Consider the following 22,062-nt stretch of genomic DNA (forward strand, 5'->3'; position numbering starts at 1 on the left):
CTTTGAAAGGTGGGAATCACCCCCTGTCCGGTAACTGACCCCTGCCTGTCTTCCAACTAACGCCTGATAGCATCCCAAGTGGTGCTTACTTGCCTTGCAACTGATAGCCTTTTGCAATGCAAGTAAGCACCTTTTTGTTTCCGGTATGTAACCTGTCTGTGAATGAGCGGGTTACAATCGGTTCAACACCTCTCCCCGTCTTGTGCCTTGTTCGTCTTTCCCCGTCTGCAGAGGGAACTGTTCTTCCGGGAGCTTCGTCTGTGAAGAGAGGGTAAATTTTCAGGACAGGAAATGCTTCCTGTCATCGGGTGGTGAAAGGGCAGATGCCCGTACGGTTACCGGAGCACCTTTCCGAAGTATACCAGCCGCAGGAGGTTGCGGGCATCCGTGCGCCGTTCTGCCTGACGGCGGTAGGCGGGTGCCGCCTCCATCTGTTCGACGTTGGAACTGAAATAAATGCCGTCGGGTGCGGAGGTGTCCAGCAGGTTCCGTCCCATCTTGAAATACCTCGTATGGCGGAAAGCAAAGGGAGCCAGCGTAGGCACGATGTCGTCATGGCTGCCCCAGCGGCAGGTGAGCTGTCGGTAGGCGGGTCTGCGCAGGTAAGGCGGCAGGTAGATGTAGAGCGGTACGGAGTGTTCGTACCGCTTGTCTACCGTGTCGTAGTCGAGGATGGAACGCACGTTGTGGTCGCCCGTAATGACGAGGATGGTGTTCTTCGCAGCAGCCGAAGCCTTGAAACGGTCGAGGAACTCGCCCAGCACCTTATTATAATAGCGGAAGCCGGTGAGGTATTTGTCCAGCACCTTGCGGTTGTGCTCGGCAAAGCACTTGCTGTGGTAGATGGATTCCGGCAGCGGCGGGAGCTTCAGATTCCTCGGGAACTCGAAAGGAGGGTGGTTCGTCGTCGTCATCACGGCGATCATCCTGCGTTTCGCCGACGGTTTCTCCAGCTGTCCCAGCAGTGCCTGGAAGAGGTATTCATCGTAGACGCCGATGCTGTTGTATGCGGCGCGGGGGTAGTCCTTGAGGATATGGAACTTGTCGTACATGGCATCGAACTGCTGGTGGAGCAGTGCCTCGGCGCAGTTCTCCCACGCTGCATCCATGCCCGACATGAACATCGTGGTGTAACGGCTGGCCTTGAAAGGCAGCGCGATGGACGTGGGAAGCAGCCGGAAGCGGTAGGCCGAAGCGAAGAAACGCGGATAAGGCGTGGAGACGTAGAGGTTCTCGAGCGAAGCTACCGTACCGTTCTGCACCGACTGGAAGTTGCGGAAGAGCAGGTCGTCATGGAAGTGACGGCGCAGATGGAAGTACATCTCGGCATCCTTCCGCTGCAGATGGAACAGATAGTTGCTCCAGCTCTCGCTGTAGATGATGACCACGTTGGGCTGCGGCAGCCGCATCGTGTCGTCCGCCTCGGCGAAGAGTGCGTGCTGCAGGGCGGCGAGTGTGTCTTTTCCCTCCATCTTCACCTTGCCGCCGGTGTAGACATCCAGGGCCTCCTGCAGGCTCTTGAAGCGGAACTGTTGCAGCAGGTCGGCCGTGTTTTCCATCCGGAAGGCATCCTTCTTCTCCTTGTAAGCCTTCTTGAGCATATAGACGGCATTCGGCACAAGGTCGTTCAACGTCTTCTGGTCGGACACGAAGGTATCTTCTATCTGCAGCGGGAAACGCCATACGGAACCACGCAGTCCGATGACAAGAAAGGCGATGTAAAGCAGGAGAACAGCCGACAGACAGACGCGGCGACGGACAGACGGGCCGGCTGATGGTGCTGGGGAAGCGGCCGGGACGGATGGCGCACTGCCTCTTTCGATTCTGCGGATGCACCACAGCACCGGCAGCAGGACGATGAGGAAGGCGATCGCCTCGTACACACAATGGTATTCTTCCCAGATGGTCTGGAGCAGACCCAGCGGTCCTTCGTTGAAGAAATCGAAGAAGGTGAGGTTGATATGGCTGTTGAAATTGGCGTAGAAGCCGAGGTCTATGCCGCTTATCATCAGAATGAGCATACTGGTGATGGAGAAGTAGATGCGGCGGAAACGGCTCAGCACGCGGTCGGTCCACGGTCTCCTGAGGGCGGCGAAGACGAATGTCAGCACCGTGGGGAGCAGCAGCACGTAACAGACTACCTGCACGTCGAAGCGCAGGACATTGAAAAGCAGATGCGGGAATACTGACAGGTGGCTGCTGACGACATCCAGGGGAACGAACGCAACGGCAAAGCAGATGCGTGCGAAGAACAGGATGGCAAGCGTCAGGGCGGCCTGCCTGAACAGGTATTTTAAGTTATGGAACATCGTTTTTTATCTATTATCGGTCATTGCAGACGGTCTGCCCATCAAGGTTGCGGGACATCGCTCCTGACGGTTGCCGCAACTGCGGATGGTCTGTCTTCAGATTGCGGAACAGGGTCTTCAGCTGTCCGCCGGGACTGCTTTCGCCTGCAGAAGGGTCGATGCCCATGAGCTTCCGCAGCCTGTTGTCGACGGCCTGAAAGGTGAAATCGGCCGAGCGGCTGCGTACCCCCTGCAGAACAGCTGCCTGCAGCTGCGTGTCGCGGAGCAGCCGGTCTGTCTCTTGGGCGAACGCCGCCGCATCGCCTACCGGGACAAGCAGTCCGGCTTTCCCGTCGTCGAGAATCTCCCGGGGACCCGTCGGACAGTCGGTAGCCACCATGAGCTTGTCGAGCAGAAGCCCTTCGATGAGGACTGTCGGCAGTCCCTCGAACTTCGCACTGTGTACCAGCAGCCTGCTGCGGAGCATCCACGGATAAGGATTGGCGCAGAAACCCAGGAAGACGGTGCGGTCGGCTATGCCCAGTGCCCTGGCCTTCCGTTTCAGTTCCTCTTCCGAACTTCCCTTTCCGATGATGTACAGCCATTCCTCCCGATGGTACGTGCTGCGCAGCAGGGCGTATGCTTCAAGGAGTGTCGTGAGGTCTTTCTGCGACTCTTCCAGCCTTTCCACCGCCAGGAGATAAGGGCGGCCGATGCGTTCGTCATCCGGTATGACAGATGCTTTCTGACGGATGATTTCCGGGTTCTTGGCGTTGTAGATGACGGTCATCTTGTCCTTCAGGGAGGGGAACAGGCGGCATCCCTCCTTCATCATGGTCTTCGAGATGGTGACAATATGGTCGTAATATTTCAGGTCCCTGCCGATGCGTTTCATGCGATGTCGGTTCTGCCGCATCGCCTGTGTGAAGCTGAAGTGGAAGTAGGCGATCTTCTTTGTGCGGACAGAACGCAGGAAAGAGTAAGCACAGCAGTCGAAGTCTATGAAGAGGTCGGTGGTCTTTGCCAGCCGGGCGATGCCCCGCTGTGCCCGATACCGCCTGATGGGGTTGTTGACCATCTCGTCATAGACTTTGGCGAGGTGTGATGTCATCTTGAGTACACGTCCTTGCTGGATATGCGTCAGGCGGCGCGACTGTGAGAAATAGACGATCTTCACGTTCGCCGGCACCTCACGCCTGAACACTTCGAGGCTGTCCATCGCCGTTGCAATGGCCAGGGTGATCTCCACATCCTCGCTCTCCGAGAGATGCTTGAGATATTCTATCAGTACCGTGTCGATGCCCCCGTCGAGGAAACGCGACATGAGGAAGACGATGCGGAGAGGGGTATCGGGGGTTGATGGTTGGGGATTGATGGTTGCCATGATCAGATGTCGGGGACTGATGTCCGGGTGTTTACAGACATAGGGTCGCACTGCCTTTCTTCTCTTAATTTTGCCACAATATAAAACTGATAGCCGGCATCCAGCACGGCATGAATCAGTCCCGGCACACCGTCCAGACAGCCCCGTTTGAGGAAATAAGACTTGAAAAAGCGGAAAACAGGACGATAGACGAGTGCCATGCAGCAATACTTCTTCTGCCTTCGGCGCGGCACTTCGTAATCGGAATAGATGTTGTTCTTGCGGATGATGTCGGCAACGCTGTCATTGGCAAGGTGCTCAAAAGCCAGATCCGTGCGTGATGCCGGAATCTTCCGTATGTTCCCGTCCACCTTGGGGGCGGCATGGATGACCGGAGGCCAGCTGCACTTGCTGCGCCGGAGGAAACGGACAATGTAGTCGGGATAGCTGCTGTGCATCATCCTGCCCATGAAGTAGTTCTTCCGCGGGATGGCAATCGCATCGGGACAGTCGGCCTTCCGGATGGCATCATAGAGGTACTTGCGCAATGCCGGCGTGACGATTTCATCTGCATCGACCACCAGCACCCAAGGCGAACCGGCCTTGTCAATGGCGAACTGGCGTGCCGGCTCCACGATGCGCAGGTCGCCTTTCGGAAAGGTGACGACCTTGCAACCGTAAGAGCGTGCTATGTCGAGTGTCCGGTCTGTACTCTCCATGTCGCAGACGACAATCTCATCGAAGTCTTTTACCGCCTCGATGACTGCCTCCAGATGCCGTTCGGCATTGTAGGTGTTGATGATGACCGAAATACGTTGTGCATCGTTCATAGCTGCAAATATAATAAAATATTCATTATCTCCACAGAATAGCCGTATAAAAAACGCATGGAACATCTTTTTCAGGATATTATTGCTATCTTTTTTTATTCCAACTGGCTTATAATTCGGGATTTTTATCTAAATTTGTAAAACCGTCTGCGCTGTATGCCTGCATTTCCCACAGCAGATAAGGACAAGGTGGAGGACAGGCAGCCGCGGCATGACCTAACCAATAAAATTATACGCTTTGGAAAAGAGAAACATTGCATTCCTGTTCGGATTCTTCCTGGACGGGGGAACAGAGACCGTTCTCATCGAATATCTACGTAACCTTTCGAATACGGGAAAATATAACATTACGCTGGTGATATGTTATGATATGGGCGACCTGGAGGTGTTCCATTCCCGCATACCGAAGGATGTCAAAGTCGTGCATCTCATCAAGAACCGACTGTTGATGCGGCGTTGGATGCACAGGCTGAAACAGCCTTACAAACTGATGGACGAGCTGTTTCTGAATCCGATCCGGCTTTACATCATCCAGCATGCCTTGCTGAAACTGTCGTATGAGAATGATGCCGTCATCGATTTCGTCAATTATTTCGGCTCTTTCATGAAGCCGTTGAAGTGCCGGAAAATCGTGTTCTATCATTGTTCTCTGCGGGCCAATGAAGCCTTGTTCCCACGTGCTGTCCGCCGGTTACAGAAGCGGTCGGGAGACTATGACCATCTTGTGACCATCTCCCAGGCCATGTTCGACGAGGCACAGGAATACTTCCCCAACGAGAAGGGCCGTCTGTGCCTGATCTACAACAGCATCAACACAGAGGCTCTGACAGCTGCTGCCAGCCAGCCCGTGACGGACAGACGCATTGAAAAGCCGTTCATCCTGAGCATTGGTCGACTGGAGGAGACACAGAAAGACGTAACGACACTGATCAAAGCCTATGCCCTGCTGCGCAGGGAATACGGGCATACGGAGGAGCTGTATGTCATCGGCAAAGGCGATTCGTTAGGACAGCTGCAGCAGACAGCACGTGAAAACGGAGTGGAGGAACACGTTGTTTTCCTGGGTTTCATGTCCAATCCACTGCCTTGGACAAAGCGTTGCAGCCTGTTTGTGCAGAGTTCCCACTTTGAGGGGCTGCCCACGACAATGCTTGAGGCACTGCTTCTGGACAAGATGATCGTGGCTTCCGACTGCCCGACAGGTCCGAAGGAAATCCTCAACCACGGCAAGGCAGGCATTCTGGTACCTATGTGCGATGCAGGAGCACTGGCCAAGGCAATGCACGAAGCTCTCACCGACAGACCATTGCAGGAACGCATTGCCGAAGGGAGAGCCGAACACAGCAGACTGTTCACCTTTGAAGTGACAGGTAAGAAGTTCATGGAGTTATTGGATTAATGGTCTGGTCTTGATGTACCGGAGACTTCAAGATGCCTTGTAGCTCTTTTTGATATTTGTTGAAAAGTTTTCCTTTTGAAAAGTTATATGGAATATAATGAAATGATGCGAATGAGTATGCATGATAAAATCAAACGAATCCTGCGCCATCCCCTGCTCACCGACCGCCGTGTGCTGCTGGGACTGTGGACGGTGCTGTCGCTGGCGGGAATGCTGAAACTGCACCGCAGCCACAACAACTTTCTCATCTTCAAGGGCGTGTTCTGGCACACCGTCAACGGAACGTCGCTCTATGCCGCCTACCCGGCAGAGTATGATGACGTGAACCATTACGGCCCTCTTTTCTCCCTGATCATCGCTCCTTTCGCCGTTCTCCCGGAGTGGGCGGGCATGCTGCTGTGGCTCCTGTTCCTGTCGGGCTGGCTGTTTGCGGCGGTCTACTGGTCGGGGCTGCGGAAGAGCCAGCAGGTGTACATCTACTGGTTCTGCGGCTTTACGCTGCTGACGGCACTGTTCATGCAGCAGTTCAACATCGCCATTGCCGCCATCATCCTGTCGTCGTTCTTTCTCATCGAGAAGGAGCATGAAGGATGGGCGGCTTTCTTCATCGTGCTGGGGACGCTGGTGAAAATCTACGGTATCGTCGGACTGGCGTTCTTCCTCTTCTCACGCCACAAGGTGCGGCTGGCCGCCTGGCTGGCGGTCTGGACGGTCGTCCTCTTCCTTGCACCGATGGCTATCAGCTCACCCGGCTACATCGTCGGGCAGTATCACGAATGGTTCAGCTGCCTCGTAGGAAAGAACACGGAGAACATCCATTCCTTTGCACAGAACATCTCCCTGTTGGGTCTGGTACGGCGCACGACAGGCAGTATGGACTATTCCGACCTGTGGCTCATCCTCCCGGGCATGGTGCTCTTCGCCCTGCCTTACCTCCGCCGCCGGCAGTACCGGTACCTTGCCTTCCGAGAGACCCTCCTTGCCTCGGTGCTGCTCTTCGTGATACTCTTCAGTACGGGCAGCGAGGCAAGCGGCTATATCATCGCCCTCACAGGTGCCTGTATATGGTACACGGCCGCACCCTGGAAGCGCGGGAAGTGGGCGGCGGCACTGATGGCATTTGTTTTCATACTGTCGGGAATGGGCAACTGCGACCTCTTCCCGAAGCACATACGTCACGACTACATCCAGGCTTACGCCCTCCGTGCCCTGCCGGTCAGCATCCTCTGGTTCTGGCTCTGCTGTGAATTGGGCTTCAAGGACTATGCCCCAAACGAAAAGATGACCGACCATGAACAAGAAGACAATAGGCTATGATGCCAAGCGAATCGTAAGAAACGGAACAGGTCTGGGCAGCTACGGACGTACGCTGGTCAACGACCTGGCACCGCTCATGCCTGATACCACCTTGCGGCTCTACGCTCCTGATGCCGGGCGCGACGACCTCCGCTGCCAGGTGCAGCCGAGGGAGAACGTCCGGTTCTGCTATCCCAGCCACCTTCGCTTCCGTCTGCAGCGCGACTGGTGGCGCATGAAAGGTGTGGTGAAGGAGCTCTGTCGGGATGGGGTGGAACTGTACCACGGCCTGTCGGGAGAGCTGCCGGAAGGGCTGTCGGCGGCCGGCATTCCCGGTGTCGTCACCGTCCACGACCTTATCTTCCTGCGTCATCCGGAGTTCTACCCGGCCCTTGATGCCTTCTTCTATAAGCTGAAGTTCCGCAAGATGCTGCGGGAGGCGACGCGCATCATCGCCATCAGTGCGTGTACGAAGCGTGACATATTGTATTACGGCGACTTCCCCGAGGACAGGATCGACCTGGTCTATCAGAGCTGCAGCGCCCGCTTCAGCCGGCCCGTCAGCCCCGACCTGCTGGAAGAGGCACGGCGGAAGTACCGGCTTCCGCAGCGTTATGTGCTGAATGTCGGTACCGTGGAGGTACGGAAGAACATCCTCCTGGGCATCCGGGCGATGGCAAAGCTGCCAGCCGACCTGCATCTCGTCATCGTAGGCCGGCAGACGAGATACCAGAAACAGCTTGATGCGGAAATCAGAAGACTGGCTCTTGGCAATCGAATACACTTCCTGCAGGGTGTTCCCAACACCCTGCTCCCGGCTGTCTACCGGCAGGCCGAGGTCTTCATCTATCCCTCCCGGTACGAAGGCTTCGGCGTACCTGTCATCGAGGCCATACAGAGCGGCCTGCCGGTAGTGGCCGCCACGGGCAGCTGTCTGGAGGAGGCGGGAGGCCCCGACTGCCTGTATGTAGACCCCGACGATGTCGAAGGGGCGGCTGCCTCCGTGCTGACGGCAATGGAAAACCGTACGGAGATGGTCGGCAGAAGCCGGCATTACGTCAGACGGTTCGAGAATCAGAATGTCGCCGCACAGGTCCTGGACGTCTATGAGAAGACCCTTTTAATGGTGAAAAAGTAAAAGTGTAAAAAAAGCAAAAGGCATCTCCTTTGAAAGGGAAAAAGTAAATGTCTGCTTTTGCCTGATTGGAATCTGTCAACCGCCTTTCTCCTTGCAATCGGCCTTTACGCGGTATGAATCTTATAATGGAGAGGGGGATAATCAACTTCCGACTCCGCAACATGCTGTGCAGGAGGGTGGGGAAGAGCCAGACGGGCAGCCTGTCGGCTTTTATCGGCAGCTGAAAAGGCAGAGAACGGAAAAGACCATTTCATCGCTCGTCATGAGCGTTATGAAATGGTCTTTTCCGTATCAGTCTGTTGCCCGATATGCCGGCACGGACATTCCGGAAGGGTCTTCTATGCTTTCCTGATGAAGACAAGCCGGAGCAGAAGGAAGTTGATGGGGACGGCGATCACCATCACGAGGACCGGCGACAGCCACTTGCTGACGCCCGTCCACAGGAAAAGATGGAGCAGGCCGATTTCCAACAGGTAATTGACAATATGGCTGCCGGCAAAGCCCGCTGCATTGCATTTCGAGGGCCGTCCTCGGAAAGTGAAGTAGGTGGTCAGCCCATAATTGCAGACGAGCCCCACGCCGTAACCCGCCGTATAGGCAAGGGTCGTATTGGTGAAGAGCAGGCAGAGACAGTAGATGCCGTAATGGATGAGCGAACAGAGCGTACCCGTTATGCCGAAACGGAACACACGCCAGAAGTCCTTCTGCCACCGTTGCCACAATTCCTTGATGTGTTGTACTGCCATGGATAGAGCGGGCGTTAGTCGAGTATCTGGCTGATGTTGTAGAGCGGCCGGTGCTTCACCTCCTCATAGATCTTGGCGATGTAAAGCCCCACTGTGCCGATGGAGATCATCAGCATGGCGCCGACAAGCCAGATGCTGAGGATGAGCGAGGCCCAGCCTGCCACCTCCGTGTGACTGATGAAAGCGTGGATGACGTAGAGGCCGATGCCGAGACTGATGAGCAGGAAGAAGAAGCCCAGATAGATGACGTAGTAGATGGGCTTGACGGAGAACGACGTGATGCCGTCCAGTGCCAGCCCGAGCATCTTGTGCAGGGTGTATTTCGACCGGCCTGCCTCACGCTCGCTGATGTGGTCGTCGACAGTGGCGGACTTGAGGCCGAGCAGCGGGATCAGACCGCGCAGATAGAGGTTGCGCTCCTTGTAGCCGGCCAGCATCTCCAGTGCCCGGCGGCTCATCAGGCGGAAGTCGGCATGGTTGAAGATGCTGTTCACGCCCATCTTCTCCTGCAGACGGTAGAAGGCCTGCGCCGACATGCGCTTCAGCAGCGGGTCGGCTTTGCGCGACACCTTCACGCCATAGACGATGTCGTTGCCGGACAGGAAGTCGTCGACCATCTGCGGAATGCACGTCCTGTAATCGTCCTGCAGGTCGGCATCGAGGGTGATGACGGCATCCGCCCAGTCCTTCGCGGTCATCATTCCGGCCATGATGGCGTTCTGGTGCCCCACGTTGTTTGCGAGGTTGATGCCCCGTATGCGGGGATTCCGGCTGTGAAGGCGGGTGATGATTTCCCATGTACGGTCGCGGCTGCCGTCATTGACGAACACGATCACCGAGTCGTCCGAGATCTTCTTCTCCCGGACAAGCTCGTCGAAGAGTTCCGTCAGGCGGGCTGCCGACCGTTCCAGAATCTCTTCCTCGTTGTAGCAGGGAGAGACGGTTGCAAGTCTTGTCATATCTTCTGTTCTGTCTTTAAGGATGTCCGTGGCGGATGCTGTCTCCGCCCTCTGCCGCTGATAGTAAAGAGAGGACTTGGTGCTTCTGCCGTTTGACAAACTCGGTGAAGGTGACGAACTCCTGTCCGTCCGCCTTCATGGCCTTGATGAACCGGTCGAGCCGCTGTTCCAGCTCGTGCCCGCAGTGGTTCTTGATGATGAAAGGCATCTTGAACTCCGGATGGGCCTTGAGGCCGTAGAACTCCCAGGGATGGAAATAAGTCACGAAGTAGCCGTCGTGGCGCAGCACCTGGCGCACGAGGCGGTGATAGAACCACTCGGGGAAATTGTGCAGTGCCAGCCAGAAGAGCGGGATGCGCAGATGGGGACTGACGCTGGCAGGTATCTCCATGACCGGTCCCCGCATGAACCACGTGCGCGGTGTGGTAAGGTGCATGTAGCGGCCGGGGATGAAAGCGGGGTTGAGCGACGAGTTGTAAAGGAAGCCCGCCTGCTCAATGTCCGCATCGGAGACGGGGAACATACGGGGCTGGCGGTAGCCTGTGACCTTCACACCGGCGATGCGTTCGACGATTTCCTTGGACCGGAAGACATCATCCGGCTGTGGCCGCCAGTGGTCGACGCCGTGGCATCCCACTTCGTGTCCCTCCTTCCTGATGCGTTCTATCACTTCCGGTGCCTGCTCCGCAAAGTTGCCGGTGCAGAAGAAGGTGGCCCGTACGCCATTCGCCTTCAGGATGTCGAGGATGCGGTTCGTACCCGCCACGGACACCTTCATGCCCTCTTCGAGCGGGAAGTCTACACCATGCTCGCGGGGAACATCGAACTCTTCCGTATCAAAACTGAGTAAAATCATATTCTGTTCTCCTTATTATAAGTGCAAAGTTACATCTTTTATCTCAGATAGAAGAGAAGTTGAGGCAGGGAGTTGACTGTTAGGGAGAGTTAATTAGGTTCTTCCGTTCAACGCGTGGATGCTTTTCGCATAGCTTTAACGGAAGAACCGAAGTGATTCATTCAACAGAGACATGACTAAGACGGTCAACTTGTCTATCCTGTCATCCTCCTCCGATACCCCCCCTTCATTCTAATACGTTGAAAAGACAGATAAGGTTTTGAAAAAGCATTACATAAATTCAAACAGATCATCTGCAAATATAAATCAATACTCCGTTAATTTTTATGCTGCGTCAGCATCGAAACTAAATATCTCATTAATACTTTCTTTATTTAAAGGCGTGTTCGGGTTTTTCTCGAACACGTCAATAATTCGTTGCGCATAGTAGGCATTGACCATCTGCGCTTTAAGTCGACCGATGGACGTGCCAAGTTCCCTGCACATGATCTTGGCCACATTGAGTGCCGTGAATGAAGAGTTGAAGGCAAAGTCAAGTTTTCTCTTGTCACGTGCCTGACAATCTGTAAGGCCGAGGAACTGCCTTGCGTCACGAAAGCAAAACTCCTCCTGGAAACGTGTGGTGTAGTACTCCACCACATTGGGTCCGTCCATGCTCTCATCCGTACAGAAATACAAGCGCCGACTGCCGTTGGGCAGCTCGTGGATGACAAGCGACACGACCCTGTGCAGGGACTTGCACCCTGCCTTGAGCGCATAAGCCTTGCCGGAGGTCTCCTCCAGCTCAGGCATTTCGGCTTCAGACATATCGATGTTCCCCACGTCAATCTTGTCACCTTTGACACGGGGACGGCCGGGCCTTCCCGTGGGTTCCCCGTCCCATGTGTAGAACAAGGCTGCGTCATGACGCAGGCGGCTCACAACATGGAATCTCATCTTCATTACCTTGTCGATGAAGGGTCTTTTGGAGAAGGCTGAGTCGGCGACAAGCACCTTGCAGATACGCTGTAAGGTTACCTTGTCGTCCTGCAACACCTTGGCATACCAGTCGTATAGGCTCATCTCTTTTTCCTCCTCGCCTTTTTCCAATGTGGTCTGCACAGCCTTCAGCATCATGCACTCATGCAGGTCCACGTCTATCACACCGATGCCGAGGATCTCAAGACCGTGCTTTACCGCACCTGCACAGCCCGACCAGAACGTACCCACGTATGGGGTATGATTCCCAGCCTTCCTGATGAAGCTCGGGTCTATGACGATGGCATTGCGACCCTTGCCTTTTTTGAAGGCGAAAGCACTCAGCCACATGTTCATCTCAAGCCAGTCCACGCTGCGCTCTGCCGTCTGCCGACAGCACTGCTCGCCACGATTGCCATAGCGTCCCATCTGCGTGAAATTGCATCTCCTTGGGATGACCATCAAAAGAAAAAGCATTTCCATGACGTTTGTCTGGATACTTTTGCTTAACTTTGCCCCATCTTCGGCACTGAATGCTGCTTTGCAGAGCTTCATATATCGGCTTATCAAATTGGTTATCAGCATAAACTTTATTGTCTTTTTACATTTGTAAAGTTGCTGAAATTCAATGAGATAGCCGATTTTATTATGTTACATTTTGTTATTTGATCTACTCTTTTTCAGAGACTTATCATGTTTTCTTTCTGCCACAATTTCTGTTGCCTTAGGGACGAAAGCTTCGCAAACCGCGAAAATTTAACGGACTATTGCTTGCATAGTATGACTATCCCAAAACGGATGGTCTTGCAAAGGAGGGTAAACTACAGGATAAAAGGCAGAAAAGACAAATGGATACGATGCCTGTCCGTCAGCCTGTCTTTCCGTCTTTTACACACAATTTATTTCCATATCATCGGTGTTTGTAAACATTTTTATGCAGCTCAAAGCTGACACATGCCCTTCTGGCTTCTGAAAGATGCCTGATTGACCTGCAACAGGTGCTCTCTTAGCGTGTTACCAACGCCCTTTTGAAGTCCAATCAGGCACCTTTTACAAACGACTTAACAACCGATTGACTGACTGCTGGTTACAAACCCGCTTTTTGCACGTGTTCTTTACATTTACAGATGATTTGTTTGAAATCATGTAATGGTTTTTCAAAATCTTATCTGTCTTTTCAACGTATTAAAATGAAAAAGTCTTTGACTCGGAGGCTGATGACAGGATAGACAGTTGACGGTCTCGGCCATGTTTTTGTTTCATCAATTACTTCGGTTCTTCCGTTAAAGCTATATGAAAAGCATCTACGCATTTAACGGAAGAACCGAAAAAGTTGCTTTTCATGGAGAAAAAAGCTAACTTTGCAGCCTATACTACTAATGATAAAGTACGATTCACCATGCGAAAGAAACTGTTGATCCTTGCTGCCTGCCTTTCAGCGACAGATCTGACGGCACAGAACACGAACAGCACAGACTCCGTCAGGACACAGAAAATGGACGAAGTAGTCGTGACCCGCCGCCGGCAACTGGTCAGGAACGATATCGACAGGCTGACCTACGATGTCCAGCATGACGAGACAGCGAAGACAAAATCCACTCTGGAGATACTCAAACATATTCCGTTCGTGTCTGTTGACGGACAGGAGAACATCAAGGTACAGGGTTCTTCCAGCTTCAAGGTGTACAAGAACGGACATCCCGACCCTGGTTTCTCGGGGCAGAACCTCAAGGAGATTCTAAAGGCAATCCCTGCCTCCACCATCAAGAAGATCGAGGTCATCACCGATCCCGGTGCCAGATATGATGCCGAAGGGACGACAGCTATCCTCAACATCGTCATGACAAACGACACAAGACTGCAAGGGGTGTCGGGCAACGTGAACCTTTCTGCCAATACATGGGGGTCAATGGGTGCGGGGGCTTACCTGACCACGAAAACAGGGAAGCTCACGACTACCGTCAGCTACAATGAATACTATCAGAGCGCAAAGCAGAGCGAGGGCGGATCGGAGGCGGCCTATCACTACATAGAGAGCGGCGAACGGTCGTTGGCCAGCCAGAACAGCTCGACAAAATACAATATACACATCGGCGACATCAGTGCCAGTTACGAAATTGACTCGCTCAACCTCCTGAGCGCGTCTGCATCCGGATTCGGATATGCGATGGACAACAATGCCCATGGGACACACGAACGCCGGGACAAAGACGGCAGTCTTATCTATCAATACGACCGCAGATCTTATACGCCAGAATACGCTTACCTGAATTTCGGCGGACGCCTCGACTATCAGCACAAGACACATCTTGACGGAGAAGTTCTGACCTTGTCCTATATGCTGGCTGCCACACGACGGCATAACACCAGCCGGGAGGAATACAGCAATGCTGTGAATATGCCCGTTTCCTATACCGGGTACGATCTCAACAGCCGTGAACACTTCAGCGAGCACACATTCCAGGTTGACTATGTACGTCCATTCGGGAAACACCACAAGCTGGAAAGCGGCCTGAAATACATCCTCCGTCACAACAACAGCCTTACCTTCATAGATTACACCGGTACGGCAACCGACGTTGGCACCCACTTCAAACACGGTACACAGGTGGCCGCAGCCTATCTTTCCTACCTTGTCACAGCGGGTAAATGGTCGGCACGCACCGGTCTGAGATACGAATACAGCTACATGAAAGGGGAATATCCCGATGGAAGCAACGACAGTTTCCATGCCCGTCTCAACGACTGGGTGCCTTCGATGAGTCTGCAATACAAGATGACAGATACCCAGTCGATGAAAATCAGCTACAGCACCAGCATCAACCGTCCAGGCATCACTTACCTCAATCCCGCCGTCATCAGTTCGCCGAACACCCGTCAGTATGGAAATGCCAGCCTGGGAAGCAGCCGCAACCAGAAGCTGCAGATCAGCTACATGCTGAATGCCCGGAAGCTGACAATGAACCTGACTCCGTATTACGACTTCACCAACAACGGTATTACAGACATCCGTTACGTCGAAGGGCGGACAATCGTGTCGACCTACGGAAATGTGCAGAAGCGGAGGGAAGCCGGTCTTTTGACATACACCCGGTGGCAGCCTTTCAGAGGGACAACGCTGAGTCTGAACGCTTCCGCAAAGTATGCAAGGATTGCAGTGCCTGCCCCCGAAGTGGAGAACAAGGGGTGGTCAGGCTCCGTCTTTCTGGACTATGGACAGAAACTCCCCTGGAAACTGCACTTCGACACCAGCCTTGCCCTGCAATGCGGTCGCCCCATCCGTGACCCTTACGCCTATGAAGCAAGATGGCATAACTACAGATGCACGATCAACCGCAGCTTCCTCAACGACCGCCTGTCAGTGGCAGTCTACGCCAACATGCCCTTCACCACCCGTGAAAAATACAGGTATCGCACCGTACATGGAGACTACACCGGCTATAACCTCTCCTGGGACAAGACGAGATTTTTCGGTATCCGCGCTTCATGGAGCTTCGGTAAACTGAAGGCAAGCGTGAAAAAGACGGAACGAAGTATTCAGAATGACGATCTGGTGGGTGGCGTGAAGACATGAAAAACAGTTCGCAGAACAACCGAAACCTCTGCAGAACTCCATTAAAATGTCGAGATCATAACATAGACCATCGGTTATCAACAGTGGTTTTCGGATGTAAAAAGACTTTTGCGGAGGTCTCAGACCTGCAATAGAAATGATGTCAAATATCCGAAAGCAAGACCCTGTACCTGTTTCCCGACAGCCGGGAACCTTGATCTGAAACAGGGCATCCTTATAAACATAAAGTCCTGCCCACACCGTGTGGACAGGACTTTGTACTTTATATCTGATTACAGAAAATGCAACCGGAAGACTTAGAGCTGCGGACCAGCTGCAACGAGAGCCTTTCCGGCTTCGTTGTTCTCGTACTTCGCAAAGTTCTTGATGAAGCGGGCAGCAAGATCCTTGGCCTTCTCATCCCACTGGGCTGCATCCTTGTAAGTGTCGCGCGGATCGAGAATCTCGGTAGCGACACCTTCGAGCTTCGTAGGAACCGTGAAGTTGAAGTAAGGGATCTGCTTTGTAGGAGCAGCATCGATGGAGTGGTTCAGGATAGCGTCGATGATACCACGTGTATCGCGGATAGAGATACGCTTGCCGGTACCGTTCCAGCCGGTGTTGACCAAGTAAGCCTTGGCACCGCTCTTCTGCATCTTCTTGACCAGCTCCTCAGCATACTTTGTCGGGTGCAGCTCCAGGAAAGCCTGACCGAAGCAAGCGGAGAATGTCGGTGTAGGCTCGGTAATGCCGCGCTCTGTACCGGCCAGCTTGGCTGTGAAGCCGGAGAGGAAGTAATACTTGGTCTGCTCTGCGCTCAGGATAGATACCGGAGGCAGTACGCCGAATGCGTCAGCTGACAGGAAGATAACCTGCTTTGCAGCCGGTCCCTGAGACTCCGGACGCTGGATGTTCTTGATATGGTAGATCGGGTAAGAAACACGGGTGTTCTCGGTTACGCTCTTGTCAGCGAAGTCGATCTTGCCGTTCTCGTCAACCGTTACGTTCTCGAGCAGTGCGTCACGTGTAATGGCACCGTAGATGTCAGGCTCAGACTCCTTGTCGAGGTTGATGACCTTTGCATAGCAGCCGCCCTCGAAGTTGAAGACACCCTTGTCGTCCCATCCGTGCTCGTCGTCACCGATGAGCTTACGCTTCGGATCGGTAGACAGAGTCGTCTTGCCTGTACCGGAAAGACCGAAGAAGATAGCTGTGTTCTCACCCTTCATATCGGTGTTGGCAGAGCAGTGCATAGCAGCGATGCCCTTCAACGGCAGGAAGTAGTTCATCATAGAGAACATACCCTTCTTCATCTCGCCGCCGTACCAGGTGTTGATGATGACCTGCTCCTTGGAAGTAACGTTGAAGACAACAGCAGTCTCAGAGTGCAGACCGAGTTCCTTCCAGTTCTCAACCTTTGCCTTTGAAGCGTTGTAGACAATGAAGTCAGGCTCCTGGTCGAAGTCAGCCTCGCTCTTCGGACGGATGAACATGTTTGTAACGAAGTGAGCCTGCCATGCAACCTCCACGATGAAGCGGATCTTCATACGTGTATCCTTGTGCGTACCGCAGAAACCGTCAACTACGAAAAGACGCTTGTTTGAAAGTTCCTTCTTCGCAATATCCTTTACAGCTGCCCATGCCTCCTTGGTTGCACGGTGGTTGTCGTTGTGGTATTCTTCGGAATCCCACCATACTGTGTCGTGAGAAGTCTCGTCATCAACGATGAACTTATCTTTAGGAGAACGGCCAGTATAGATACCGGTCTTAACGTTGATTGCACCGAGTTCTGTTTCCTGACCTACCTCGAAGCCCTCAAGGCCCTCTTTTGTCTCCTCGTTGAACAACACCTCGTAAGAAGGATTGTAAAGTACTTCTGTAGTACCTGTAATTCCGTACTTCTCAAGTACGCTCTTGTCAAACTTTGCCATTTCTTATAAATGTATTTAGTTGAAACTTGATTCTGCACTGTCAACAGATCCCGTAAAAGGACACCGCAAAGGTAATATAAATATTAAATTCGCCAAAAAAAATAGCTGATAAAAAGCAGCAAAGTGTTGCCTGATAAGGTTAAAGATATTAAAATAATTGCTGGTGCTGGTATATTTGTAAATCAGACTTTGCAAAACTTCAGATTATTTCTTAAATTTGCCGAAATTTTGCACAGAGGGTTTCTTAACCCGCACATCTATAACACCTAAGATAAAGAATGGAAATCATTAATTTTTCGGACCAGAACTCTATCATCAACCAGTATTTAGCAGAAATCCGAGACAAGGACTATCAGAAGAACCGGCTGCTCTTCCGCAACAACGTGATGCGCATCGGCGAGTTCGAGGCATTTGAAATCTCCAAGACACTGAACTACGAGTCCAAGCAGGTCACCACACCGCTGGGCACCGCACAGGTCAACGTGCCGACCGACAAAATCGTCCTGGCCACCATCTTCCGCGCCGGACTTCCTTTCCACAATGGCTTCCTCAATATCTTCGACCACGCTGGCAATGCTTTTGTCAGCGCTTATCGTGAATATAAGGATGCTGCCCACCACGTGGTGGGCATCCACGTGGAGTACCTCGCCACACCCGACATCAACGGCAAGACCCTCATCATTGCCGACCCGATGCTGGCCACCGGCGGTTCCATGGAACTGGGCTACAAAGCCATCCTCTCGAAGGGAACGCCCCGCCACGTACACGTAGCCTGCCTGCTGGCCACGCCGGAAGGCATCGCACACATCCGCAAGACATTCCCCGAGGATTCCACGACCATCTGGTGCGCAGCCATTGACGAAGGCCTGAACGAGCATCAGTACATCGTCCCGGGATTCGGCGATGCAGGCGACCTGTGCTACGGCGAAAAGATTTAGTGAAAGGCCTTCCCCAACACGAAAGAGGGAAAGGCCTCCCCCAACACGAAAGAGGGGGAGTGCCTACGGAAGCCGGTCAGGATAATCGCCCATCACCGCCTGCCACATAGGCCGAAAAGAACCCTTGGGCAGGCTCTCCTCTACCTCAGCCCATAACAGTCGATCAGATTAATGCCCCATGCAGGACGCAGCCCCATCGGCTTTTCCTTTGCAAAAAGCTGCCTGATGGTCGCCAGCTCCTCCGGGCCGTTCATACTGGGCTTTCCGGTGGCCTTGCTCATCTGATCGAAGAAGATGTAAAGGAGCAGTCGGGCGCGGGGATTATCCGGGTTGACACCTATTGCCGACTTGTAGGCAATGATGGCATCCACACAATACCGCTTCCCATTGACGGAAGGATTCCGCACGATGAGAGCCGTATAATAAAGCCCTTTGAGCGTCAACACCTCCGAACGGTCGACACCCTCCTTCGACTGCAGGGCTTCGACATCATCCTTCACTGCATCCAGGAACAACGTGGAATAACTGTCCTGCGGGAAACGGACGGCATACTGGAGGGCAAAGAGCGTCCGGTAATAGACAGGCAGCCACGCATCAGGATCCTGCTTCTCTATCCGTTTCAGTTCATCCATCCCTTTCACGACAGACACTGCCTCATCGGCATTCACCTTGCTTAATGCCGTCTCCAGCTGTCTGTCAGACGGACGGGCATCCTGGGCATTCATACTGGTTGCACACATAAGAGCAACGATAACGACGAGTTTAGAAACTAAAGTTTTCATACGCTTTGAATTTAACAAGTGAAACATAAATCTTCGCTGCAAAAGTATGAAACCTTCCGGCTGCCTCCAAATATCAGGGACAGACAACGAGAATACGGGTTGTACAGCTATCCGGACCGCTGAGATGCTATGTTCCGGGACGAATGACTAAGAACCCCTGCCACCCCCGAGAGGGTGTGTCAAAAGTTGATATGGCAGCTGAACTGTAGGATCAGACCAGCATGGATTTTCCAGAACATGCTTTTCATACATCCTCATTGATTACCATTAAAAAGATGGAAAAGAGATTATTACAGTCCGGTAAACATTCTCCCGAATACACATTGCCCCCTTTACCATCTATATGATGGTGACAAGGAGCAGACTGATGGTGACAAGGAGCAGACATAGCCACCTTCTGCCGATGTGTTGATGCCCGATACACATTGTGCTGGCCGTCAACACCAGACGTGTCGAGGGTCAGCACCCTTGCAATAGGCCGTCGGGAGGGAAGCGGATTGCGGCAGGCTGCGGTGACAATGCCCCTCATCACATCTGCTCCCGGTCTGTCCCGCCAAGGGCGACGACCGGACCGTCTGCCGAAACATAAAGGCTTCCTCCCCGCAACGGGCAGACCGTCCCTGCCCTTTCCATCACACCATGGGCAACCCGTCAACCGACGAATCGGCGGAGTCCGGGGACAAAGGTGCGGGAGACCGGGACGGTGTCATCGCAGCCGGAGAGACGCAGCTGGTAACCGTTGGAATTGCCTTTGGCAGAGCTGATGTTGTTGATGTTCACAAGAAACGAACGGTGGCACTGGAAGATGTTGTCGTAGGGAAGAGCCGCTTTCAGCGCCGTCAGCGTCGAACGGAGTTCGGTTTTCACCGTTTTGCCTTCATTCCGGTAACACACACAGACGTTGTTCTTCCTCGCTTCGATGTACAGCAGGTCGTTGACAGGCAGGGTGAGGTCGGCCCCCCGCAGGTTCTGGTCGTGCAGCGTGATGACGATGCCCGCCTGCTCGTCGGTGGTCTTCCGTATCAGCTCTTCCAGTCTGCCGTTCAGCATCCGGTTGTAGTTGATCAGTGTAAAAATGCCCGTGACGATCACCCAGACAAGGAAAGTCCAGTAAAAGAAGACCCAGAACAGCCTTCCCGTCAACGGGATATGGAAAAAGAAAGCGGCATAGACCGTCATGGAGACTGCCATGGCCAGTTCAATGCCGATACTGTACAGAATCTGATGTCCGTTGGTCACCGGGATTTTCCTGTACGACAGCGTCTTGAAGAAAAGGACTGAACCCAGCCACAGGACACAGGCGGTCAGCATGCCGAAGCCCAGGCACATCAGGAAAATACTGCCCCGGTACTGGCTGATCCCGAACGGCTGCAGAAGATAGAGAAACAGGAAAATGCCGCCTCCTGACGCAACACTCGTGCGCCAGGAGGCGGCATTTCCCTGCAATGTACACCTGCTGCGGAGGAAGGATGACAGTCTGCTCATGATTTTACTTAAAGGGTTGTTGTCTGCCTGCAAAGTTACGCTTTTTCCCCCTTTCCTGCAAGTCTTATGTCCGGACGCACCTGCATCCGGAAAAAACGGCGTTCCCTGTCCTTTCATGCCTGACACCCTCCGGAACGTCCGAGGTCAACGCCTCTCGTAACGACAAGGACTATATCCTCGCCATCAACTGGAAGAAGGCCGCGGAACATGCAGCCGAGGACAACTTCGACTGGAAGGCAATGAGGGATTGCCCGGCAGAGAGGAGATTACGCATGGGGAAACACGACATGAAGGTTTTACCGGACGGTTATGCAATACAAAAAGGAGACAGACACCAGTCACCGGCATCCATCTCCCATCGGATTTCAGGTCACGGTACACCGGGCATACCGCAACCTGCATGGCAGGCTATTGCACTTCCCAGATGTCGTTTGTCTCCAGCATCTCCATGAAGGTATGGTAAGGCTTCCTGGCCTTTACCTCTTCAATCTGCCGGTTGACGGCGGCATCGTAGGTAGGAGCTTCTACATCACGGATGACACCGAGGGCAATCGGAAAACCGTTCTCGTTGCTCATCATGGCAAGTTTCAGCTGCAGGGTATTGTCCTGACAGTGCGCATCATGGACGAGGATGTCGTCCCGGGTGATGCCGTTCTCACCGATCTTCACCACTTTCAGGCCGAATCCTTCCTGCATGAGACCGTACTCCTTGTCCGGGCCGAATACGAGCGGTTCGCCATGTTTGACATAGATGGCATTCTCTTTCCTTCCCGCAGAGGTGTAAACGGAATTGTGGCAGCCGTCATTGAAGATGACACAGTTCTGCAGAATCTCGCACACGGCAGCTCCCTTGTGCAGGTAGGCCGCCTTGAGAATGGCGATTGTCTCCGTGTTGTCGCTTGCCACACTGCGTGCAAAGAAGTTGCCGCGTGCGCCGAAGCAAAGCTCGGCGGGGCGGAAAGGATCCTCGGTCGTACCGTAGGGACTCGACTTGGAGACGAAACCGCGCGGACTGGTCGGCGAGTACTGGCCCTTCGTCAGACCGTAGATGCGGTTGTTCAGGAGGATCATGTTCAGATCGATGTTGCGGCGCATGGCGTGTATGAAGTGGTTTCCGCCGATGGCGAGGGCATCGCCGTCGCCCGACACCTGCCAGATGGTCAGGTTCGGATTGGTCACCTTGGCGCCTGTCGAGATGGCCGCTGCACGGCCGTGGATGGTCTGCATGGCGTATGTGTTCGCATAATAAGGCAATCGGCTTGAACATCCGATACCACTGATAACGGCTGTCTCGTAAGGTGGAACACCTAACTCCGCCATCGCCTTCTGCAGGCTTGCAAGGAAGAAATGGTCGCCACAGCCCGGACACCAACGAGGCTGTCCCTTCTTGAAATCTTGTGCTGTATATTGGTTCATGTCTGTTTAAATTATAGGGGTTGTCAAGCGGTAATGGGCGGTGATAGGCAATGATGGGATTATCAGCTCTTGATTCTTATCCCCCTGACCGTCAATTGCCAACTACCACTTTTATCTTTTTTACT

The 22,062-nt window shown here is 53.5% G+C and carries 16 protein-coding genes; 5 read left to right on the forward strand and 11 right to left on the reverse strand.

Annotated features, from left to right (window positions below):
- Positions 1 to 335: 335 nt before the first annotated feature.
- The 3 genes from J4864_RS05565 to J4864_RS05575 are packed head-to-tail and all read right to left on the reverse strand — an operon-like array spanning position 336 to position 4,547.
- On the reverse strand, positions 336 to 2,309 hold the full coding sequence (locus J4864_RS05565) for an LTA synthase family protein (protein ID WP_211814021.1): 1,974 nt from the start codon (positions 2,307 to 2,309) through the stop codon (positions 336 to 338).
- 13 nt (positions 2,310 to 2,322) lie between these two features.
- A complete protein-coding gene (locus tag J4864_RS05570; protein ID WP_211814022.1) occupies positions 2,323 to 3,672 on the reverse strand; it encodes a glycosyltransferase in 1,350 nt (449 codons plus the stop codon).
- A gap of 2 nt (positions 3,673 to 3,674) precedes the next feature.
- The gene (locus tag J4864_RS05575) at positions 3,675 to 4,547 is read right to left on the reverse strand and encodes a glycosyltransferase family 2 protein (protein WP_211814023.1); all 873 of its coding nucleotides are present in this window, start codon (positions 4,545 to 4,547) and stop codon (positions 3,675 to 3,677) included.
- Positions 4,548 to 4,719: 172 nt separating this feature from the next.
- Here J4864_RS05575 and J4864_RS05580 point away from each other — a divergent pair, with 172 nt between their 5' ends.
- The 3 genes from J4864_RS05580 (at position 4,720) to J4864_RS05590 (ending at position 8,314) form a co-directional block, all read left to right on the forward strand.
- Positions 4,720 to 5,880: a glycosyltransferase gene (locus tag J4864_RS05580; protein ID WP_211814024.1), complete on the forward strand. Its 1,161-nt coding sequence runs from the start codon at positions 4,720 to 4,722 to the stop codon at positions 5,878 to 5,880.
- 117 nt (positions 5,881 to 5,997) lie between these two features.
- Positions 5,998 to 7,197, forward strand: coding sequence for a glycosyltransferase family 87 protein (locus tag J4864_RS05585; RefSeq protein ID WP_040554938.1), 1,200 nt, complete (start codon positions 5,998 to 6,000; stop codon positions 7,195 to 7,197).
- On the forward strand, positions 7,172 to 8,314 hold the full coding sequence (locus J4864_RS05590; protein ID WP_211814025.1) for a glycosyltransferase family 4 protein: 1,143 nt from the start codon (positions 7,172 to 7,174) through the stop codon (positions 8,312 to 8,314). Before J4864_RS05585 ends, J4864_RS05590 begins: the two co-directional genes overlap by 26 nt.
- A 338-nt stretch (positions 8,315 to 8,652) precedes the next feature.
- On the opposite strand, the gene J4864_RS05595 is transcribed toward J4864_RS05590, so the two are convergent.
- From J4864_RS05595 to J4864_RS05610, 4 genes are all read right to left on the reverse strand, one after another.
- Entirely contained in the window at positions 8,653 to 9,060 is a 408-nt protein-coding gene (locus tag J4864_RS05595) for a GtrA family protein (protein ID WP_007367811.1), read from the reverse strand.
- Between the two features lie 14 nt (positions 9,061 to 9,074).
- On the reverse strand, positions 9,075 to 10,019 hold the full coding sequence (locus tag J4864_RS05600) for a glycosyltransferase family 2 protein (protein ID WP_211814026.1): 945 nt from the start codon (positions 10,017 to 10,019) through the stop codon (positions 9,075 to 9,077).
- Positions 10,020 to 10,035: 16 nt separating this feature from the next.
- The gene (locus J4864_RS05605) at positions 10,036 to 10,875 is read right to left on the reverse strand and encodes a polysaccharide deacetylase family protein (RefSeq protein WP_211814027.1); all 840 of its coding nucleotides are present in this window, start codon (positions 10,873 to 10,875) and stop codon (positions 10,036 to 10,038) included.
- Between the two features lie 324 nt (positions 10,876 to 11,199).
- Complete coding sequence (locus tag J4864_RS05610) at positions 11,200 to 12,387, reverse strand: transposase (RefSeq protein WP_246479386.1); 1,188 nt, start codon at positions 12,385 to 12,387, stop codon at positions 11,200 to 11,202.
- Between the two features lie 844 nt (positions 12,388 to 13,231).
- Here J4864_RS05610 and J4864_RS05615 point away from each other — a divergent pair.
- Positions 13,232 to 15,406 carry an outer membrane beta-barrel family protein gene (locus J4864_RS05615; protein WP_211814630.1) on the forward strand — a complete coding sequence of 725 codons (2,175 nt, stop codon included), beginning with the start codon at positions 13,232 to 13,234 and terminating at the stop codon, positions 15,404 to 15,406.
- 296 nt (positions 15,407 to 15,702) lie between these two features.
- Here J4864_RS05615 and pckA read toward each other — a convergent pair whose 3' ends face one another.
- Positions 15,703 to 17,316, reverse strand: coding sequence for a phosphoenolpyruvate carboxykinase (ATP) (pckA, locus tag J4864_RS05620; RefSeq protein WP_211814029.1), 1,614 nt, complete (start codon positions 17,314 to 17,316; stop codon positions 15,703 to 15,705).
- 278 nt (positions 17,317 to 17,594) lie between these two features.
- On the opposite strand from pckA, the gene upp reads away from it, so the two are divergent.
- On the forward strand, positions 17,595 to 18,254 hold the full coding sequence (upp, locus tag J4864_RS05625) for a uracil phosphoribosyltransferase (protein ID WP_211814030.1): 660 nt from the start codon (positions 17,595 to 17,597) through the stop codon (positions 18,252 to 18,254).
- Positions 18,255 to 18,394: 140 nt separating this feature from the next.
- Here the strand turns inward: upp and J4864_RS05630 are convergent, their stop codons facing one another.
- From J4864_RS05630 to J4864_RS05640, 3 genes are all read right to left on the reverse strand, one after another.
- Complete coding sequence (locus tag J4864_RS05630) at positions 18,395 to 19,036, reverse strand: hypothetical protein (RefSeq protein ID WP_211814031.1); 642 nt, start codon at positions 19,034 to 19,036, stop codon at positions 18,395 to 18,397.
- A gap of 651 nt (positions 19,037 to 19,687) precedes the next feature.
- Complete coding sequence (locus J4864_RS05635; protein ID WP_211814032.1) at positions 19,688 to 20,521, reverse strand: LytTR family DNA-binding domain-containing protein; 834 nt, start codon at positions 20,519 to 20,521, stop codon at positions 19,688 to 19,690.
- Positions 20,522 to 20,929: 408 nt separating this feature from the next.
- Positions 20,930 to 21,937 carry a 2-oxoacid:ferredoxin oxidoreductase subunit beta gene (locus J4864_RS05640; protein ID WP_211814033.1) on the reverse strand — a complete coding sequence of 336 codons (1,008 nt, stop codon included), beginning with the start codon at positions 21,935 to 21,937 and terminating at the stop codon, positions 20,930 to 20,932.
- Positions 21,938 to 22,062 lie beyond the last annotated feature (125 nt).

The organism is Prevotella multiformis (genome assembly GCF_018127985.1).
Taxonomy (GTDB): domain Bacteria; phylum Bacteroidota; class Bacteroidia; order Bacteroidales; family Bacteroidaceae; genus Prevotella; species Prevotella multiformis.

Excerpts from the sequence above, each read along its gene's own strand:
- J4864_RS05605 (WP_211814027.1), bottom strand. The coding sequence starts at position 10,875 with ATGATTTTACTCAGTTTTGATACGGAAGAGTTCGATGTTCCCCGCGAG.
- J4864_RS05595 (WP_007367811.1), bottom strand. The coding sequence starts at position 9,060 with ATGGCAGTACAACACATCAAGGAATTGTGGCAACGGTGGCAGAAGGAC.
- J4864_RS05565 (WP_211814021.1), bottom strand. The coding sequence starts at position 2,309 with ATGTTCCATAACTTAAAATACCTGTTCAGGCAGGCCGCCCTGACGCTT.
- upp (WP_211814030.1), top strand. The coding sequence starts at position 17,595 with ATGGAAATCATTAATTTTTCGGACCAGAACTCTATCATCAACCAGTAT.
- J4864_RS05600 (WP_211814026.1), bottom strand. The coding sequence starts at position 10,019 with ATGACAAGACTTGCAACCGTCTCTCCCTGCTACAACGAGGAAGAGATT.
- J4864_RS05575 (WP_211814023.1), bottom strand. The coding sequence starts at position 4,547 with ATGTTCCATGCGTTTTTTATACGGCTATTCTGTGGAGATAATGAATAT.
- J4864_RS05585 (WP_040554938.1), top strand. The coding sequence starts at position 5,998 with ATGCATGATAAAATCAAACGAATCCTGCGCCATCCCCTGCTCACCGAC.
- J4864_RS05635 (WP_211814032.1), bottom strand. The coding sequence starts at position 20,521 with ATGAGCAGACTGTCATCCTTCCTCCGCAGCAGGTGTACATTGCAGGGA.
- J4864_RS05610 (WP_246479386.1), bottom strand. The coding sequence starts at position 12,387 with ATGAAGCTCTGCAAAGCAGCATTCAGTGCCGAAGATGGGGCAAAGTTA.
- pckA (WP_211814029.1), bottom strand. The coding sequence starts at position 17,316 with ATGGCAAAGTTTGACAAGAGCGTACTTGAGAAGTACGGAATTACAGGT.
- J4864_RS05640 (WP_211814033.1), bottom strand. The coding sequence starts at position 21,937 with ATGAACCAATATACAGCACAAGATTTCAAGAAGGGACAGCCTCGTTGG.
- J4864_RS05590 (WP_211814025.1), top strand. The coding sequence starts at position 7,172 with ATGAACAAGAAGACAATAGGCTATGATGCCAAGCGAATCGTAAGAAAC.
- J4864_RS05630 (WP_211814031.1), bottom strand. The coding sequence starts at position 19,036 with ATGAAAACTTTAGTTTCTAAACTCGTCGTTATCGTTGCTCTTATGTGT.
- J4864_RS05570 (WP_211814022.1), bottom strand. The coding sequence starts at position 3,672 with ATGGCAACCATCAATCCCCAACCATCAACCCCCGATACCCCTCTCCGC.
- J4864_RS05615 (WP_211814630.1), top strand. The coding sequence starts at position 13,232 with ATGCGAAAGAAACTGTTGATCCTTGCTGCCTGCCTTTCAGCGACAGAT.